The sequence below is a fragment of the Peribacillus glennii genome (assembly GCF_003429105.1).
GTDB lineage: Bacteria > Bacillota > Bacilli > Bacillales > DSM-1321 > Peribacillus > Peribacillus glennii.
Window position 1 is genome coordinate 52,909 of sequence record NZ_QVTD01000004.1, and the last position, 19,146, is coordinate 72,054.

Annotated in this window: 19 protein-coding genes; 4 read left to right on the top strand and 15 right to left on the bottom strand. The window is 44.1% G+C overall.

Features of this window, described 5'->3' with window-relative positions; translation table 11 throughout:
* Positions 1-6 precede the first annotated feature (6 nt).
* Positions 7-939 carry a beta-ketoacyl-ACP synthase III gene (locus D0466_RS09395; RefSeq protein WP_117322316.1) on the bottom strand — a complete coding sequence of 311 codons (933 nt, stop codon included), beginning with the start codon at positions 937-939 and terminating at the stop codon, positions 7-9.
* 205 nt (positions 940-1,144) lie between these two features.
* Between D0466_RS09395 and D0466_RS09400 the strand changes: the two genes are divergently transcribed.
* Positions 1,145-1,381: a hypothetical protein gene (locus tag D0466_RS09400; protein WP_117322317.1), complete on the top strand. Its 237-nt coding sequence runs from the start codon at positions 1,145-1,147 to the stop codon at positions 1,379-1,381.
* 61 nt (positions 1,382-1,442) lie between these two features.
* Here the strand turns inward: D0466_RS09400 and D0466_RS09405 are convergent, their stop codons facing one another.
* The 4 genes from D0466_RS09405 to D0466_RS09420 all read right to left on the bottom strand — a co-directional run bounded on the left by D0466_RS09405 (position 1,443) and on the right by D0466_RS09420 (position 4,400).
* Positions 1,443-1,631 (bottom strand): ComZ family protein, encoded by a 189-nt coding sequence (locus tag D0466_RS09405; RefSeq protein WP_117322318.1) that lies wholly within the window; start codon positions 1,629-1,631, stop codon positions 1,443-1,445.
* A 46-nt stretch (positions 1,632-1,677) separates the two neighbouring features.
* Complete coding sequence (locus D0466_RS09410) at positions 1,678-2,634, bottom strand: BMP family ABC transporter substrate-binding protein (RefSeq protein ID WP_117322319.1); 957 nt, start codon at positions 2,632-2,634, stop codon at positions 1,678-1,680.
* A 144-nt stretch (positions 2,635-2,778) separates the two neighbouring features.
* On the bottom strand, positions 2,779-3,585 hold the full coding sequence (locus D0466_RS09415; RefSeq protein ID WP_117322320.1) for a hypothetical protein: 807 nt from the start codon (positions 3,583-3,585) through the stop codon (positions 2,779-2,781).
* Between the two features lie 89 nt (positions 3,586-3,674).
* Positions 3,675-4,400, bottom strand: coding sequence for a hydrolase (locus D0466_RS09420; RefSeq protein WP_117322321.1), 726 nt, complete (start codon positions 4,398-4,400; stop codon positions 3,675-3,677).
* A gap of 462 nt (positions 4,401-4,862) precedes the next feature.
* Here D0466_RS09420 and D0466_RS09425 point away from each other — a divergent pair, with 462 nt between their 5' ends.
* Positions 4,863-5,051: a YjzD family protein gene (locus D0466_RS09425; protein WP_117322322.1), complete on the top strand. Its 189-nt coding sequence runs from the start codon at positions 4,863-4,865 to the stop codon at positions 5,049-5,051.
* Positions 5,052-5,318: 267 nt separating this feature from the next.
* Here the strand turns inward: D0466_RS09425 and D0466_RS09430 are convergent, their stop codons facing one another.
* The 9 genes from D0466_RS09430 to argC form a co-directional block, all read right to left on the bottom strand.
* Entirely contained in the window at positions 5,319-7,451 is a 2,133-nt protein-coding gene (locus D0466_RS09430; protein ID WP_233522593.1) for an ATP-dependent Clp protease ATP-binding subunit, read from the bottom strand.
* Positions 7,452-7,740: 289 nt separating this feature from the next.
* The gene (locus tag D0466_RS09435) at positions 7,741-7,920 is read right to left on the bottom strand and encodes a YjzC family protein (RefSeq protein WP_117322324.1); all 180 of its coding nucleotides are present in this window, start codon (positions 7,918-7,920) and stop codon (positions 7,741-7,743) included.
* A 74-nt stretch (positions 7,921-7,994) separates the two neighbouring features.
* Complete coding sequence (gene argF / locus D0466_RS09440) at positions 7,995-8,942, bottom strand: ornithine carbamoyltransferase (protein WP_117322325.1); 948 nt, start codon at positions 8,940-8,942, stop codon at positions 7,995-7,997.
* The gene (locus tag D0466_RS09445; RefSeq protein WP_117322326.1) at positions 8,939-12,058 is read right to left on the bottom strand and encodes a carbamoyl phosphate synthase large subunit; all 3,120 of its coding nucleotides are present in this window, start codon (positions 12,056-12,058) and stop codon (positions 8,939-8,941) included. The genes argF and D0466_RS09445 overlap by 4 nt, the downstream gene beginning before the upstream one ends.
* On the bottom strand, positions 12,051-13,133 hold the full coding sequence (locus tag D0466_RS09450; RefSeq protein ID WP_117322327.1) for a carbamoyl phosphate synthase small subunit: 1,083 nt from the start codon (positions 13,131-13,133) through the stop codon (positions 12,051-12,053). Before D0466_RS09450 ends, D0466_RS09445 begins: the two co-directional genes overlap by 8 nt.
* A gap of 71 nt (positions 13,134-13,204) precedes the next feature.
* Entirely contained in the window at positions 13,205-14,362 is a 1,158-nt protein-coding gene (locus D0466_RS09455; protein ID WP_117322328.1) for an acetylornithine transaminase, read from the bottom strand.
* Positions 14,359-15,132 (bottom strand): acetylglutamate kinase, encoded by a 774-nt coding sequence (argB, locus tag D0466_RS09460; RefSeq protein WP_117322329.1) that lies wholly within the window; start codon positions 15,130-15,132, stop codon positions 14,359-14,361. Before argB ends, D0466_RS09455 begins: the two co-directional genes overlap by 4 nt.
* A 13-nt stretch (positions 15,133-15,145) precedes the next feature.
* Positions 15,146-16,378: a bifunctional ornithine acetyltransferase/N-acetylglutamate synthase gene (gene argJ, locus D0466_RS09465; protein ID WP_117322330.1), complete on the bottom strand. Its 1,233-nt coding sequence runs from the start codon at positions 16,376-16,378 to the stop codon at positions 15,146-15,148.
* Positions 16,379-16,395: 17 nt separating this feature from the next.
* Positions 16,396-17,463, bottom strand: coding sequence for an N-acetyl-gamma-glutamyl-phosphate reductase (gene argC / locus D0466_RS09470; RefSeq protein ID WP_117322331.1), 1,068 nt, complete (start codon positions 17,461-17,463; stop codon positions 16,396-16,398).
* 276 nt (positions 17,464-17,739) lie between these two features.
* Here argC and D0466_RS22880 point away from each other — a divergent pair, with 276 nt between their 5' ends.
* Together D0466_RS22880 and D0466_RS22885 are read left to right on the top strand one after the other, a co-directional pair.
* A complete protein-coding gene (locus tag D0466_RS22880) occupies positions 17,740-18,045 on the top strand; it encodes a cyclic nucleotide-binding domain-containing protein (protein WP_233522594.1) in 306 nt (101 codons plus the stop codon).
* The gene (locus D0466_RS22885) at positions 18,038-18,259 is read left to right on the top strand and encodes a hypothetical protein (protein WP_233522595.1); all 222 of its coding nucleotides are present in this window, start codon (positions 18,038-18,040) and stop codon (positions 18,257-18,259) included. Before D0466_RS22880 ends, D0466_RS22885 begins: the two co-directional genes overlap by 8 nt.
* Before the next feature lie 489 nt (positions 18,260-18,748).
* Here D0466_RS22885 and D0466_RS22175 read toward each other — a convergent pair.
* Positions 18,749-19,146: hypothetical protein (locus tag D0466_RS22175; RefSeq protein ID WP_407675627.1), on the bottom strand; the 398-nt coding region annotated here is incomplete at its 5' end.

The following is a 19,146-nucleotide window of genomic DNA, read 5'->3' on the forward strand; positions in this document are numbered from 1 at the left end:
TATACTTTATTTTCCCCAGCGCAGAGCAATCGCTCCCCATGTGAGTCCTCCGCCAAAACCTACCATCACCAACAGGTCCCCATCTTTAATTCGTCCAGCCTCCATTTCCTCCACGATGGCAATCGGGATGGACGAAGCAGAAGTATTTCCGTATTTATGAACGGTTTTTGACATCTTTTCTTCAGGCAGGTTAAGTCTTTCCCTTGCTGCCTCCATGATACGGATATTTGCCTGATGCGGAACAAGCAGGTCGACTTCTTCTTTTGAAAGTCCTGCCTTCTCGAGGACGTTCACACAAGATTCCCCCATTTGGCGAACTGCGAACTTGAATACTTCACGGCCGTTCATGATGATGTGTTCGTCCTGGTATAAATGCTGTGCACCTGACCCGTCAGAACCTAATTCAAAAGAAAGGATCCCGCGGCCGTCAGGCACAGGCCCGATTACCGCAGCACCGGCCCCATCACCAAAAAGCACGGCTGTATTACGGTCATCCCAATTCGTTATTTTTGACAGTTTTTCAACGCCTACAATGAGTACATGCTTATAGACACCTGACTGGATAAATTGCCCTGCGGTTACCATTGCATACATGAAGCCTGCACAGGCCGCACTAATATCCATCGCAGCAGCCTTCTTTGCGCCGAGCTTTTCCTGGAGCATGCATGAAACAGACGGGAAAGGCTGATCCGGAGTGACTGTGGCCACTAAGATCAAATCGATTTCTTCAGCTGCAAGCCCGGAATCTTCAAGGGCCTTAAGGGAAGCTTCATATGCCATATCCGATGTGTCGATATCATCTTCGGCTATTCTCCGTTGCTCGATTCCCGTTCTTGTACGGATCCAATCATCTGAAGTGTCGACGATTTTTTCCAGGTCGAAATTAGTCACTATCTTTTCTGGCAAAAATCGGCCGATCCCTACTATGCCTGCATTCATATTGACAACCCCTTTTTATTTTCAAATTTATTATCAATTATTATTACCTGGTACTAATTTTATTATATTCCTGCACCCTGATGCAATACTTATGAACCAACAAGTAAAGTTTTCTTTCATTTCCCTGGGACGAGTGCCCTTTCAGCGACGCATGTTATTCATATATTGTATGAGAGGCAGATTATGACTTGGAGGTGATCGATAATTGGCACTCTTTAAAGCAAAAAAGCAGGTGCAAAAGAATGACCGCTTCACACAATTGATGTTCGGGAAAAAAGCTGCTCCCCAAAAGGAGAAAACGGATTGGAAGAACCTTGCAAATAATATCGATTATGGACAGCTGATGGATAATGTGGAGATCCTGATGAATGCCTATGGCAAAATCAAACCAGGCCTTTCCAAAATTAATCCGTTGGTTTCAAAACTGATCAAGAAAGGATAATGAAAAAGGCCGGGTTAACTTTTTGTAATGTTAACCCGGCCCCTTTTAATGATCCTAGCGTTTACCGGCCGCTTTGCGCATCCTTTTTCCCCAGCTCATATGCTTCATACATTACCTTCTGGAATAGATCCATAAAAGGCTCAGCCATGTCCATCGATAATGGAATGCCTGCTTCTTCCAATTTCGCTTTCGCTTCAGGGAAATATTTCATAGCAATTGCCATGAATTCCAGTGCTTTTTCGTTTTGCATGATGATTGCTCCTTTTTTGATAAATAAGTGATTACGTGTATGTAACTCAGTTTTCATTCGGCAGCTTACCGGTCTTAATGTACCGCTTAATATGCTGATCGATTTCTTCCCGCAGCTGCTTGCTGACCAACGGGCTATATTTTCCCATTGTTATTACTTTGTCTTCAAAATCAAAAGATAGATTCCCTGAAGGTAATTCTCCTTCAGCAAACTTTTCGGCAGCCAGCTCATACAATAGGTCGACATGCTGGACAGTGCTTGTCAATACGGTGGACTCACCAAGTTCGGCTTGGTCGGAAACAAAGCCAATGGCATATAGCCCCTTTTCTTTTATTCTTTCGATTACAGGAACATTATACCCGTCGCCCGCCGGATAAACTACATCCGTGCCTGAGGCGACCATACCATTAAGCAGTTTCAACGCCTTTTCTTCGGAATCCCAGTCACCGACATACTCGGTTACCACATGAATGTCTTTTTTTTGATATTTTGCGCCTTCTTCAAAACCCTTGACTTCCGGCTGCCAATCAAAGGAAGCCAGCACACCAACCCTGTTTGAACTGGACATTTTTGCAGCGACCATTCCGCCAAAGAAACCCATCGCATGTGCCTCAAAGTTAAGGCTGGTAGTATTTCTTTCGGTTGCCTTCCCATTGAAACTAACAAAATGGATATCACTGTATTCCTTTGCGACTCTATTAAAGATTTCCGCATAATCATTGCCATGGCCAATGATCAGATTAACTCCTTTTTCGTGAAAGTCCTTGACAGCATGTTCCACAATCAGGCTCGAGTTCATCCCTTCCTTATAATACACTTCAACATCGAACCGGGATTGGATATTCAATAATCCCTTGTAACCTTTTGTTCCCCATACCTGGTCATTAATCGTTTCCGGAACCAGCAAGCCCACTTTTTTAAGCTTGCCATCATCCATAGGATGTGCACAGCCAGCCAAAAGCAGGCAAATAATAATAAGCGTGGCTCCTAAATTCCTTTTCATCAAATGCAACTCCCTCAAATAACAGCCCTGCCTACAAAATAGAAATAGCTGCGCTTAGCAAAATAAAAGAAGGTCTCAGAATTGGTTCTTTTTGCCTATAAGTTCTTTTCCATTCTACCTTTTCGACAATTAGTTGAAAAGTTTTTAGCGCATCTTCCATTTTCCGATCGTTTGCATCCGTTTGTGATGGACTTTTTGAAGTTCAATGCCTAACTCCGGCTCTACCGTATTCTTGAGTTGATATACAAACGATGCCTTATCATTTTCCTGGTGCCCTGCCATCTCTGCATCAGTTAGCTCACTGTTAAAAACAGCACGCGCACAAAGTTTCCACTGGTTGGGTTTTGTGCTTTTTATAGTGATTATGTTCTCGGAAAGATTGATTATATCTTCAAAACAGGCCAGGAAATCCGTTATAAATATAGCATCAAGCTTGTATTCAGTTTCCAGTGCCGCTATGGGCAAAGTTTCCCCATTTGACTCTATGCCGCGTTCAAATACCATGGTTTCCGGCTGCCATGGACCATAAATAGTTGGCAAAAAGATGATTTTATCTTGGACATTATCGGTTTTAGACATCTTTCTTTCTTCACCATTATATTCAATCGGATAAAGCACGATAGTGCGGTCAGCAACGGGCATTTTAGACAGCAATGCATCCAATTCATTTTTTAATTCAGCCGTTTTACCGGAATCGCTTTTAATGAAGTCATACCAAGAAATATAAAGCGTTATCTTGCCAGGATTGCTTACTTTCTTCAATTCTTGCAATGAAATATAACTAAAATTGGCGTTGCGGCCGATTTCGAGCTGTTTTTCCTGGGTAGTATGATTCAGATCGTCATCGTTTGTCCAATCGGCCCCCAACACTTCATGCCCCTGTTCCAGTAAAAATTTGCATAGATGAAACCCAATAAATTGATAGGCGCCAATAACAATGGATAATTCCATATGAAGCCCCCCCTGTTTTGGAATCATAGGATAAAGGCAATGTCTTATACTTGCTGTATCGTATGCACCGATCCGGGAATTATTGCTCTTTACAAAGAAGTTTCATATTTCTTAAAGAATTGCCCGATCTGCAAAGGAATTTTATACCTTTTTTCGGGCAGCAAATAGGTTATATTCGTTTCCGTTCTGCCAGGTTGCTGCTCCAGTTTTTTATAAATATCTGTTTGTCCCTTTTCAATACTGCCGACAATATGAATGATCTTAAGGGGAATGTCCTTGTTCGGAAACGGGGATTCGGATGAAAAAATCAGCTGTTCGCATTTTTTTTCCTCGATCCCAAACGCGGCTGCTATTTCCTTCAACTTCCTTTTGTAGAAAAATTTATTATCCTTTTCTTTTTGCATATGTGTCTGCAGGTTTAGGCAAGGATCAAGGAAAACGGCAGACCTTATGTTCTGCTTCATTTCATTCATTAGCTGTATCGCTGTGAGGGCGCCTGTCCCCTCCGCCAATATGTGAATCCTATCGTTTAAAATTTCGCTTCTCATCATCATCCAATATATTTTTTTCGCCATTTCCACAGCAATCGGGCTCCCCCAGCCGCTTTGATAAAAATTCGAGGAAAAAATCAAATATCCATACTCTTTTAAGCGCTCTAATATCTGTGACCTCCCCGGGTGCTGCATCCAATAGCTGTTCCCCTGTTCAACAAAATGGTTCCGATCCCCGATGAGAAGTACGGCGAACCCGCTTGGCTTGGGGGGGTAGTAGACGATATTCCATTGTCCGTCACTTTGAAATGTTCGCTGCTCCATCAGTACTTTCTCCTTTTCGACGCTTATTGCCTTATTTACTATATGTGGTGCGACAAATTTCGATCGTATATGCGCCTATCAAAACAGCCTATATAAAGTTAAATCTATTAATTTATATTTGGCTTAATCGTGTGAGACCAGTGTTTTACACGCCTTTCAACAATTTCCAAAAAGGTTGCTGCAACTGCACAGGTGAAAGAACCAGGCAGCTTTCTTCTGTGCGGTGGAAGCTTTACTGAGCCAAACCTCAAGAAGAATATTTTAATAATGTGTAATTACTTCGTTTAACTTTTTATCAATCATCTGCTGAAAGAGTTCAGAAACCCTTTCTCACATTCATTTTACAATAAGGCTCCCAGCAAATTCCCTTGTTTTTTTCAAACAATTTGAGAAAATATATATGTTATATCAAGCTTAATATGGTACTATTAAGTGGAATGCAGTGGAACGAGGTGATGATCAATGCAATACTTTTGGACGGTATTCTGGAGCTTCATATTAACTCATATGCTAACATATGTGGTTTCCTCGATGATCGGAACAGGCTATGACCTTAACACGGCCAATATCTTGAGTGTGGCGGTAACCATCTTAATTTTGATTGTACCAGCCATTCTCCCTGATGAACCGGTTGAAAATACCCACCATTAATTTTGTTTATTAGAAAACTTGCCGACTTGCGAGCCTTGGTAAAGGCGACGGCAGAGGCGTAGTTAGGGCCACAGCGATGTGGGTCACACAGACATTGCCACAGGATGTGGCGCACTTAGTCTGTGTTCATATTATGCAGATACAAAGTATCAAACTTTCTTATCTGCCATGTAAGCAAAAGGGCACCTGGAATTTGGGTGCCCTTTTGCTATTTTTTATAAGTCAATAAATCTAATCAGTGAATGACAATTATCCAAAATTGTTTTCTTATGCAGGATGAATCTGCAGATCGTCCCCATCAAAATCGATCAACACCCCCCGGTACTCGGCAATCCGGCCGGCAATCAACTCCCTGGCCAGCTTTGTTTCAACGTGCTTTTGGATAAACCTTCTCAGGGGACGGGCTCCATATACCGGGTCATATCCCTGATCGGCAATATGCATTTTCGCTGAATCCGTTATCGTTAGGGAGATATTCCTTTCTTTCAGGCGGCTTTGCAATTCCATAAAGATTTTTCCCACAATTCCAATGATTTCGTGTTTAGCGAGAGGCTTGAACAGGACAATATCATCAATGCGGTTGAGAAATTCGGGACGGAATCGGCTTTTTAATTCAGTAAACACCTGTTCTCTTGCCACCTCCGCTATCAAGCCATCAGGATTGTCCGTTTGCAGCAAATACTGGGAACCTATATTTGATGTCATGATGATTACTGTATTTTTGCAGTTAACCGTTCTTCCCTGTGAGTCAGTGATCCGGCCATCATCCAGCATCTGCAATAAAATATTGAACACTTCCGGATGGGCTTTTTCAATTTCATCAAATAAAATAACAGAATATGGCTGCCGGCGTACAGCTTCTGTCAATTGGCCCCCTTCTTCATATCCGACATAACTGGGCGGTGCCCCAATCAGCCTTGCGACCGAATGCTTTTCCATATACTCCGACATGTCTAACCTGATCAAGTGGGCTTCACTATCAAAAAGCGTGTCTGCCAGGGCTTTCACCAATTCCGTTTTCCCTACTCCTGTCGGGCCCAGGAAGATGAACGAACCAATCGGCCTGTTTGGATCTTTTAATCCCGCTCTTGCCCGTAATACCGCATCAGAAACCAGCCCAATCGCATCATCCTGGCCAATTACCCGTTCTCTTAGAATACTTGGCAATCGAAGAAGCTTATCCCTTTCACTTTCAATAAGTTTCGCGACCGGTATTCCGGTCCATCTCGCCACGATATTTGAAATCTCCTCTTCCGTTACCTCCTGCCGCAGCAATCTGGATTCCTGTTTTTCTTGCTCAAAATCCTCCTCTAAGGCATATAGCTGCCGCTCCACTTCCGGAATCCGTCCATGCCTCAATTCTGCTGCAAGGTTTAAATCATATTCATTCTCAGCTTTTTCCAGTGCCCTGCGATAGCCTTCGAGCTGCTCCCTCTTTTCCTGTACTTCAAGCAGTAACGATTTTTCATTTTGCCATTTTGATTTCATGCTGTCGGCCTGTTTCCGCAGTTCCGTCAGCTCTTTTATAAGTGCTTCCTGGCGCGTTAGGCTTTGCTCATCATTTTCTTTCGAAAGGGCCGCCTCTTCAATTTCCAGCTGCATCACCCTTCTTGTAATTTCATCAAGCTCCGCAGGCATAGAATCGATTTCTGTCCGTATCATCGCACAGGCCTCATCGATTAGATCGATAGCTTTATCAGGTAAAAAGCGCTCGGTGATGTAACGGTTTGACAGGACAGCTGCTGCAACAATTGCTCGGTCGTGGATGCGGACACCGTGGTGGATCTCGAAGCGCTCCTTTAATCCGCGCAAGATGGATACAGTATCTTCTAGATCCGGTTCCTGTACTAAAACCTGTTGAAACCGTCTTTCAAGAGCTGCATCTTTTTCGATATATTGGCGGTATTCATCCAATGTTGTGGCTCCTATGCAATGAAGTTCACCGCGGGCAAGCATTGGCTTTAGCATATTTCCGGCATCCAGCGCGCCTTCCGTTCTGCCAGCTCCAACAATTGTATGCAGCTCATCAATAAATAGCAGGATCTGCCCTTCACTTTTCCGTACCTCATTCAATACGGCTTTTAGGCGTTCTTCAAATTCCCCCCGGAATTTCGCGCCGGCAACGAGCGCACTCATATCAAGGGCAAATATCGTTTTCTCCTTTAAGCCTTCCGGTACGTCTTTTCTGACAATCCGCTGGGCAAGCCCTTCAATAATGGCTGTTTTTCCAACCCCCGGTTCACCGATCAAAACCGGGTTATTTTTTGTTTTCCTTGAAAGAATCCGGATTACATTCCGGATTTCTGTATCACGTCCAATTACAGGATCCATTTTTCCTGTTTTCACTTCGTCCACCAGGTCTCTTCCATATTTTTTCAATGCCTCATAAGAAGTTTCCACCTTATGCCCTCCCATTTAGTGATTTTTTCCTGATCCATTTTATCTCGCAAAAAAGCTGGCAGCTGACAAATACGCTATAAAATAGTTTGTTTGACCATTTTTGACCTTATACATTCATTATAGTTTTTTTGTTCCGTATGTAAAGTTTGAAAAATCGCGGATTGGCAATGTTTAAGAGAAAGTGAAAGGGGTCTTATATTATACAAATAGCAAATGTATGACTTAACTGACCAAAAAAAAAAGCCAGACCCCCTATATTCAAGAGGCCTGGCAATTGCTGCTGCCATATTCAAGGTTTCCGCTTATAAGTCCAAAGGCGGTTGTGATTGGATGTTTCAGGAAAGCGGTCTCCCGTTGCCAGTTTGATCCTTTGAGGATTTACGACCATGCTTCCAGTTTCGCCAATTTCAACATATATACCATTATTGGGCGCTTTTTGCCCTGGCCTGAATTGATGATTCTGCCCCATCGTCATCTCTCCTTTGCTATGGCTGCCCGCTTATTGTTTCCTTATTGCCTCTTCAACATGAATGTTTTTTACACTCAAGATAAGAGATCCGCAAGGATGGCTTTTTGGGCATGGAGGCGATTCCCTGCTTGATGGAAGATAACGGACTGCGGTCCATCGATTATTTCCGTGGTTACTTCTTCTTCACGGTGGGCAGGCAGGCAATGCATGAAGATATAATCCTTATCGGCATGGCTTACTAAGTCTGCATTTATCTGGTAATCTTTAAATGCTTCGAGACGCAATTCATTTTCCTGCTCCTGCCCCATCGACGTCCAAACATCGGAGTAAACAATGTCTGCATTTTTTATGGCAGCCGCAGCAGATGTGTGGACTTCAATTGTACAATTATTCATAGCTGCTTCTTTTTGGGCAATACTTATGATTTCTTCATTTGGCTCGTACCCTTGAGGACAGCCAATTGAAAAATCCATTCCCGTTTTTGCACAAGCAATCATTAAAGAATGCGCCATATTATTGCCGTCTCCAATATAAGCCATTTTCAAGCCCTTGAGGCTGCCTTTGACCTCCTGGATCGTAAGTAAATCAGCAAGGGCCTGGCAAGGATGGGCGGTATCTGTCAACCCGTTGATAATCGGGATTGTGGCGGCAGAGGCGAGCTCTTTTACTTTTTCGTGTTCAAAAGTGCGGATCATGATCCCGTCCACATATTGTGACAAAACCTTTGCCGTGTCGGAAACAGTCTCTCCCCTGCCAATTTGCAGGTCATTGCTGCTCAGGAAAAGTGCGTGCCCCCCTAGCTGGAGCATCCCTACTTCAAAGGAAACCCGTGTCCGCGTGGAGGACTTCTCAAAAATCATTCCGAGCGTTTTTCCTGTTAAAGGGCGAAAATCCTCGCCCATTTCATGTTTGTTTTTAATATTCTTGGCGAGTTTAAGCAACTGCAGGATTTGATCGCCGGAAATGTCCGCGAGTGCCAGAAAGTCTTTTTGCCCGAGAATTTTATATTGGGTTGCTTTCATGCTTGTGCCACCCCCTCTGAATGTATTGCCAGCCACTCCTGCAAAGAGGCAATCCCCTTGTTCTTGCAAGAAAGCCCCTCCAAATAAGCTTTAAAGCTCTCTTCTTCTGTAAAAACCTGCAATCGGTACTTGGCAGCCATCAATCTTATTTTTTTATCTTCGTTACTTGCGCCATAAGACAGTACAGCGGCCCCATTTCCGGATTTTAACCATGCCTCAAATTCGGTGTCCACCATTTTATAGCCTAATTGCTGCAATTTTAATAATGATTTTTCGTCTAAAAGTGCCGAATCAGCTTTATAGATTTCATTTGCCTTTGTTAATAAATGGGCATGAAAAACCTTAGCCAAAGCTTCCGGAAAACTTTCACCAATCGCGATTCCTTCGCCGGTCGATTTCATTTCAGGCCCCACTTTGGAGTCCAGACCGCTTAAAGCGAATGTAGAAAAGACGGGATATTTGACCACGCTGTACCTTATTTCTTCCATAAGCCCCGTTTTTTCGAATAAATCTGACAAAGAATATTTCCCAAGCAATACTTTTGTCGCAGCCTGCACCATTGGGACACCTGTAATTTTACTGATGATCGGTATCGTACGGCTGGCGCGCGGATTTACCTCCAGTACATATATATCATCATTTTTTAGGACGAATTGTATATTCATCAGCCCTTTATATTGGAGTTCTTCCACAATCGCTTTTGAATAAGCCGCCATTTTTTCTTTATGCTTTGCTGTCAGGTTCTTGGATGGAAGCATCGCCATGCTGTCACCGGAATGGACTCCCGCCCGTTCAATATGTTCAGCGACAATTGGAATATACACATTGTTCCCGTCGGCGATCAAGTCGATTTCCGCTTCCCTGCCAGGGATATAGGAATCAATCAGGACTGGATAAACCAGGCTGCTGCCAGCCTCAAGTCTCTTCAGCAGGCTTTCTTTATCCTGAAAAATTTCCATACCCTGGCCGCCAATTACGTAAGATGGCCTTAATAAAACAGGAAATCCTATTTCTGCGGCGCTATCGATAAGCTCCTTTTCATTATCGGCCATCGTACCTGGCACATGAGGTATGCCCAGCTTTTGGAGCAGCTGGTAAAAGCGGTCCCTGTCTTCCAACTGATCAACAATATCAAAAGAGGTGCCCAGCAGGTTGATGCCGTATTCCTCTAAGCCCTTGGCAAGGTTTATTGCTGTCTGGCCACCAAATTGCACAATTACATCCGTCACGCCTTCTGCTTCGATTACATTTAGCACATATTCCATGGTCAACGGTTCAAAATATAAACGGTCTGCCGTAGCAAAATCAGTGCTTACAGTCTCCGGATTGTTGTTGATCATGATCGTTTCTATGTTTTCCTGCTCCAATGCATAAACTCCATGGACAGAACAGTAATCAAATTCAATTCCCTGGCCAATCCGTATTGGTCCGCTTCCGATCATCAGGACCTTTGGCTTTTCTGATTTATTCTGTTCATTTTCGCCAAAATAAGTAGAGTAGTAATAGTTTGTGTGAGATTCAAATTCGGCAGCACATGTATCAACCGTTTTATAAACGGCTACTACTCCAAGCTTTTTGCGCCAATTTCTTACTTCGGCTTCCTTCATGTCCCAAACAGCTGCTAAATAACGGTCAGAGACCCCCTTTTCCTTCATGAATTGAAGCTCTTCATGGGAAAGGGACAGCGGCTTAGTGCCTGATGCCTGTTTTTCTGCCTCGATGATGGAAGCAAATGAATTCAGGAAGAAATAGTCCATCGCAGTGGCTTCATGCAATTGCTCGACCGGCACCCCTTTACGGATCAATTCAAAAATCACGAATATACGTTCATCAGAACATTCAAAGAGCATTTTCCAAAGTTCCTGTACTGATTTTTCCTTTAATGCGGTAAGCTGCAAGCCTAAGGTTTTTAATTCCAGGGAGTCTACCGCTTTTTGCACTGCTCCTTCAAGGTTCCGGTGAAGTGACATGACTTCTCCTGTTGCCTTCATTTGCGTTCCGAGCTTACGGTTGGCACTTCTGAATTTATCGAAAGGCCAGCGCGGAAATTTTACTGCTACATAATCCAGTGCCGGTTCAAAGCTTGCATATGTGCTTTTGGTCACCGGATTAATCAATTCCGATAGTTGGTAGCCAACCGCCAATTTTGCTGCAATCCGTGCAATCGGGTAGCCAGTTGCTTTGGAGGCGAGGGCGGATGAACGGCTTACTCGCGGATTTACCTCGATCAAGTAATATTTCTTACTGTCCGGATCGAGTGCAAACTGGATATTGCACCCTCCGATAATTCCCAGCGATGAAATGATTTTAATGGATGCCGACCGAAGCATTTGGAACTCCTCATCAGTCAGCGTTTGAGAGGGTGCTACCACTACGGAATCACCCGTATGGATGCCGACCGGATCGATATTTTCCATATTACATATCGTAATGCACGTGTTATTGCCGTCCCGCATAACTTCGTACTCAATTTCCTTGAATCCTGCGATGCTTTTTTCTATCAGGCATTGGGTAATCGGGCTTTCCTGCAGGCCCCCCCGTACCAGTTCAGTAAAATGTTCCATATTGTCCGCAATGCCGCCCCCTGTGCCGCCTAAGGTATAGGCAGGCCGGACAATGATCGGGAAGCCTATTTTTTTCGCGAACTCGATTGCCTCCTCGGTCGTATGGACGATTTGGCTTTCGGGAACAGGTTCATTTATTTGGAACATTAATTCACGGAAAAGCTGGCGGTCTTCCCCTTTTTTTATGGAATCAATCGGCGTTCCGAGAAGCTTGACACCATATTTCTCCAGAATGGCCTGCTCATGTAATTGATAAGCCAGATTCAGGCCGGTCTGCCCGCCCAATGTGGCCAGAAGGCCACAAGGCCGTTCCCGTTCGATGATCCTTTCAAGCACATCAGCAGTAAGCGGCTCAAAATAAACGACATCCGCGTTCATATCGTCCGTCATGATGGTGGCGGGATTGTTGTTAACCAGAATTACTTTATAGCCTTCCTCCTTCAATGCGAGGCAAGCCTGGGTCCCTGCGTAGTCAAATTCTGCTGCCTGGCCAATCACGATCGGGCCGGACCCGATCACCAGGATTGTTTGAATGGTAGTATCTTTAGGCATATGCTTTTACTCTCCCGCTGTGTTCATTTACCATCTGCAAAAATTCCTTAAATAACAGGCTGCTTTCAGCTGGGCCGGGATTTGCTTCCGGATGGTATTGTGTTGTAATAATTGGCAATGAGGAATGCTTCAGCCCCTCTACCGAGCCGTCATTTACATTTCGGAAACGGACCGAGAGCGGTGTATGTTTCAAGCTTGGTTCATCTACTTCATAGCTATGATTTTGCGAACTCATATACACACGCTTGGACTCTAAATCAAGGACAGGCTGATTTGCCCCTCTGTGGCCGAACAGCATTTTTTTCGTATTTCCCCCAAATGCCAATGCCGTCAGCTGGTGGCCGAGGCAAATGGCCATTGTCGGGAAACCGGAAATGATGCCCTTGATATTGCCCAATAATCCCTTAAGCTGTTTCGGATCCCCAGGCCCATTGGAAAGCATGATTCCGTCTGGCTTTAAAGATTTTATTTTTTCTAATGTTGTATCGAATGGGACCACCGTCACCTTGCAGCCATTAAAAAGCAAGGAATCGAGGATGGACTTTTTATAGCCGAAATCCATCAGCACGATATGTGTTTTTCCTTCCCCATAGCTTTTTATATCCGCCGATGATACTTCCTTCACGACATTTTTTGTTTTTTCGGTCAGCACGGAAGAGTCATAAGTACTTTCAGTCGTAATTGCGGCCTCCATGGAACCTTGCTGCCGGATATTTTTCACAAGTGCCCGCGTGTCGATGTTCCCGATAAGCGGAATATCCCATTTTTCCAGGTAATCTTTTAAGGAGTACCTGGCCTGGTAATGGGAGTGGCTCATGTTTCCTTCATATACAATCACTCCGGCTACATGCGGTTTTCTGCTTTCAAAGTCATGTTCGTTTATTCCGTAATTTCCGACTAGCGGATACGTAAACACAATAATCTGGTCTTTATAAGAAGGATCGGTCAATACCTCCTGGTAACCGGTCATTCCTGTATAGAAAACGACTTCCCCTGTGATCTCCCCATCGCCGGGTTTAGTGATCATTTTGCCTTCAAAGGAAGCTCCATTAGATAAATGCAAATAAGTTTTCATGATTCCACCTCTGTAGATGACGAATATTTAAAGAAACAAAAGAATTTTTATACAACTTGCATCATAAAAATTCAGCCTTGTATGACTGTTTTAGTTTTGATGGCTTTAGCTATCTTTTCAGCAGCAAGGCTAAACTCACTTTTTTCTGCCGTTAACGGCGGAAGCAGGCGCAGCACGTTTGGCCCCGCAGTCAATGTTAGCAGCCCTTCTTGCTGCAGTTTTTCGAGAAGGGGCTGTGCCTCTTCCTTCAACTCGATCCCAATCATAAGTCCAACTCCGCGAATTTCCTTTACTGAAGGGTCATATTGAAGCTCTTCTTTAAGCTTATTAAGAAAATATTGTCCCTTTTCGCTCACTTCCGCTGAAAAATCAGCATCAAGAATTTGCTGAAGGACCGCCTTAGCGGCTGCAATGCTTACCGGATTGCCGCCGAAAGTGGAACCGTGGCTTCCCGGTCCAAAATGGGCTGCTAAATCTTCTTTGCCAATCACGGCCCCAATCGGAAGGCCGTTTCCAAGCCCTTTTGCAACGGTTATAATATCCGGCTGAAAGTCAAAAAGCTGGAAAGCGAATGGCTTGCCTGTTCTGCCGATTCCCGTCTGGATTTCATCAACAATGACCAGGGCTCCTTTTCGGGCACAAACTTCCTTTATCGTATTCAGGAATTCTTGGTTTGCCACATGGATCCCGCCTTCACCCTGCACCATCTCCAGCATGACTGCCGCGGTATTTTCATCAACTATCTCTGCCAGCTGAACGCTATCATTAAATGTGGAATATTCAAATTCCTCAAGCATCCGCCCGTATCCCGTTCTTACCTTCTCCTGGCCGGTTGCAGCCATGGTTGCGAATGTCCTGCCGTGGAAGGATTGATGGAAAGTGACAATCTTGCTTTTTCCGGTAGCTTTTCTGGCAAGCTTAATGGCTGCTTCATTCGCTTCTGCCCCGCTGTTGCAAAAAAAGACCCGATTCAAGCCTGTTGCCTTTGCCAATAAGCCGGCTGCTTCCTCCTGGCCCTTGTTTTGAAACAAATTCGAGGTATGCCAGAATTTTTCCAGTTGCTGCTCTACAGCTTGCTTTACAGACAGATAGCAATGCCCAAGATTCAAAACTCCGATTCCGGAGGTAAAGTCGAGGTATCTTTTTCCATCCTGGTCTGTTAACCAAGAACCGTTTGCATTAACCGGTTCAATTTCCCATTTTTGGTAGGTGGGGAACAATGCACTCATTGCAATACCTCCTGTTCAGTAACAAATTTAGTTCCAATAAATTGTCCGTTGTTGAAAAAGGATTCTTTCCCGCTTACGATCAATACCTCATTGATTCCTTTATTCAACACAGACAATGCTGTTTTTACCTTTGGAATCATACCTCCATATATCGATCCTGCACTTATCAGGTTTTGTGTTTGCATTTCGGTAAGCTCTTCTATGATAATACCATCTTTCATAACACCTTTGACGTCGGTGACAAACATGCAACTGTGTGCGTCAAGTGCCTTGGCTACGGCTCCTGCGGCCATATCGGCATTGACATTCAGCTTTCTGCCGCCTTCAGTGATGGCAATTGGGGTCAATACAGGGGAAATCCCTTTATTTAATAACATTTGAAGCAATTCAGTATTTACGCTTTTGATTTCTCCTACTGCCCCAAGGGAAGCTTCATCAATAAAATCCCCGGTCAGCAGATTTCCGTCCGACCCGTTCAAACCGATTGCCTCAATGCCATTAAGGCTTAATTTGTGGACAATGCTGCGGTTTGATTTTCCAGACAGCATCAGTTCAACAATGTTCAAAACTTCATCAGTCGTTTTCCGGAGCCCCTTTTCAAACACAGGTTCAATTTCGTATTTTCCAAGCATCGTATTGATATCGGGACCGCCGCCATGCACAAACACAAGCTGGCAGCCGCTGCTCTTTAATTTTTTTAAACTTTCAAAAAATGAATGAGATAATTCATCGATAATGCTTCCGCCACATTTTATTACCAAGATCTTCACCCGCGAAACCTCCTTATGACCGGTAGCTCGCATTTATTTTTACGTAGTCATATGTCAAATCGCAGCCCCAGGCAGTTCCCTTCTCTTCTCCCTCCTGCAACCCAACATGAATGACAATATTCTTTTTCTCCAGATATGCCTTTGCTTCTTCTTCCGAAAAATCAACAGGGATACCCTTGTTCAGTACATTGATATCGCCAAATGAAATACTTACTTTATCGGGGTTAAAGGTTAGCCCGCTCCGGCCCATTGCGGCAATCACGCGGCCCCAGTTGGCATCCGATCCAAACACGGCGCTCTTGACCAGGCTTGACCCTATGATCGTTTTAGCCATTGCCTGGGCGTCCCCTTTCGTTTTCATGCCTTGCACATTTACTTCGACAAGTTTTGTTGCGCCTTCTCCATCCCTGGCAATCTGCTTGGCGAGATTTTCAGAGGTTTTCCTCAATAACTCCAGAAATATCTTCCAATCTGGATGTGCCGGGGAAAGCTTTTCGTTCCCCGCCTGGCCGTTAGCCAGGACAATGACCATATCATTCGTTGAAGTATCCCCATCCACTGTAATCTGATTAAAAGTAATATCCGTCACCGTGGAGAGTGCCAGCTGCAGGTCCTCCGATTCGATCGCAGCATCTGTTGTTATGAAGCCAAGCATCGTTGCCATGTTGGGATGAATCATTCCCGATCCCTTCGCCGCCCCGCCCATGGTAATGACTTTGCCGCCTATAACCGCTTCGTAGCCGCAATTTTTTGTCACTGTATCAGTTGTTAAGATCGCTTTTTCAAAATTTTCCGCTGCCTCACCGGATGACGCGGGCTCAAGCATGGCGATTCCTTTTTTAATTTTATCCATTTGCAGATATTCACCGATTACACCTGTAGAGGCAACCGCAAACAAATGCTCCGCCAAGCCAAATTGTACGGCAGCATAGCTTCTCATTTCATAGGCATCCTTTAGCCCCTGGTCTCCGGTGCATGCATTCGCACATGCACTGTTTACGACAATCCCTTGAAGTTTTTGCTCACTTGCAATGCTTTCTCTCGTAACATCAAGCGGCGCTGCCTGGACAATGCTTTGTGTATATACGGCCGCACAAGCCGCTGGATTATCAGATAGTATGATGCCGATATCTTTTTTCGAATATCGCAATCCTGCATGAACTCCTGCCGCTTTATATCCTTTCGGCGATAATATATTTCCTTTGGTAACTTGTTGAATGGCTTCAACAGGATGTATTGTTTTCATGAAAGACCTCCAAGTAGTTAAGGATATAACGGTATATTCAAAAGGCCTGCCGATTCTTCTGCCCCGAGCATGATATTCGCGTTCTGGACCGCCTGCCCTGCAGCACCTTTCATTAAATTATCAATCACGGATACGATGGTGGCTTTATTTGTCCTTTCATCGAAAGCGATGCCTATATCACAAAAATTCGATCCAAAAACCTGTTTCGTGCATGGAAAAGCATCCATTGGCTGTACCCGAACAAAAGGGTGATTTTCGTACACCGTGTTATATAAATCTATTAATTCCTCAGTCGATGTGTGCCTATGCAGCTTTACATACATGGTGGCCATGATTCCCCTTGTCATTGGTACCAAATGTGTGCTGAAGGAAATGGGCTGGGATTCTTCATTCCATAACCCAAGCTGCTGTTCGATTTCCGGTATATGCTGATGCGTATGGACCTTATAAATCTTAAAATTTTCATTGATTTCACTATAGTGTGTGCCTGCGGAAGGCGATTTTCCGGCCCCGGAAACACCTGACTTGGCATCGACAATGACATCCTTGCCAGTTGCCCATTTTTCTGTATATAAAGGGGCGAGCCCAAGCAGGGTTGCCGTTGGATAACATCCGGGATTAGCAATAATTTTCGCATGTTTTATCCGGCTGGCATTCCATTCTGACAGCCCGTATACTGCTTCTTGCAGGATTTCTGAAGGAGCTGCGGAATGCTTATACCATCTTTCATAGTTTCCGGGATTCTTAAGCCTTAAATCGCCTGAAAGATCAATTACCTTTACACCCAATTTAAAAAATTCGGGGGCGAGCTGCACAGAGATTCCTGAAGGCGTAGCGAGGAATACGATATCTGCTTTTTTCGCAATGTCTTCAGGGACGATTTCCTCCAATGTATATTCCATGTGAAGCAAGTGCGGGCTGTCTTCATGGATTTGGCGGCCAAATCTTGAAGAAGTATGCAGCGATGCAATTTCTAAATGGGGATGGTTCTGCAAAAGCCTTATCAGTTCCAATCCTCCATAACCGGTCGCACCCACAATCGAAACTTTCAAGTAATCATCTCCGATCCAAAAGTTCACTGACATTCTTTATTTCTCTTATTATATGACTGAATAAAAATAAAATCAAATGTATTTTTATAAAATTATCATACAATTTCAAAAGGCATTATGCCAATGCGGACGTGTTTTTACTTTAAAAATAGTAAAATAGTTTCATGCAGATTGACTACTTCATTGTTTTCCGCTTAGATCATAGTATCCATTCATAAGTTGAATTTGGCCAATTATATTCGCTCATTCATGTGAAACCAGTGGAAAGTCAGAGAGAAATGCCGTTTCTTTCTGGCCTTTCTAAGATATTTGCTTCAGTTCAAACGTATAAGTGCGTACCTATTAAAAGGTAGTTTCAAAAATGCAACATACTTCAATCCCGTCACGTTTAAAGGAAATGGTGAAAGCATCCAACATACAAGAAAAATGGAGAAGGGAAGATTTCTTTTTCAGAAAAGTACAAATGCATCCGAGCCTGGTCTTATTTTAAGCGGGAAAGTGCGGATAAGTAAGCTTGGACCCGACGGAAGGGAATTAACGCTTCGCATCTGTTCAAACGATGGCATCGTTGGGGAAATGATCCTTTCTTCTCCTCGCCTAAAGATTTATGAATGAAAAAGCGATCGAAGAAGGAGAGGCTGCGGTAATCCTGAGGGATGAACTGAAGGAGAAAATAGCGCTTAATGGCGGACTTGCAGTCGATATGATGAATTGGCTCGCCGACCAATACCGAAAAACATACACCAAATTCCACGATCTTATTCTTCCTGGCAAAAAAGGGTGCGCTATACTCGAGGCCGATACGCCCTTCCAGCAGCTATGGCGTTGAAGCGAAAAAACGGAATTTTGATAAACCTTCCATTCAAAAACCAGGAACTGGCCAATTTTTGCAGGGAAATCGTCAATGATTGCTAAGCGAAAAAAGGGATCCTTTCGGTCAATAAAGGTACCTTCGCCACCGATGACATCCAATATTAAAAAATCAGTATCGACTGCGAAAACTGCCCGGTTGACCTATGTAATATGCGAATAAAGCCGGCAAAAGAAATGCCGGCTTTATTTATCTCCAGTCCAGGGACTGACGCCATACTGGACAGAGTGATCAGTCGAGTCAGTAAGCGTGGTGTTCGGCCATAAACATATGAAAACAGGCCAAAATATCCTTCGCGACAACTTTTGCCGGCACTTACCTTCCTAAAAATCTCTGTTCCAAAAAAAGCTTGTAGACATGTTATGGTTTTATACATTAGTCTACAAGCTGGCAATAGCCGCTCAAAGAGGGCCGCTATTTATGAACACGGTAAAGACCTCTGAAAATTTAAGATAATCTGCCCTGGTTTGTAGCTGTCATACCTGCTTGAAAGCTGCTCATCTGCTGCCCGGCACCTTGCTGCTGGCTTCCATACGATAAATCACTGGCAATATCTTGTCTTACCTGCTGCGGATTTGTCCCAAAATTTGGCTGTAGGGCTGCTTGGGCATTTTGAGCCTGCTGCGGCGTCCCCATCATGCCGCGTCTCATTGATGATCCGTCTTGCATGCCGCCTGACATCATGGATGTACCGTCTCCCATCATGCCAAATTGCGTTCCACCTTGCATCGCTCCAGCTTGCTGCGTGTAACCGCGTTGCTGCTGTTGCTGGCTTCCATACGATAAATCACGAGCAATGTCTTGTCTTACCTGCTGCGGATTTGTCCCAAAATTTGGCTGTAGGG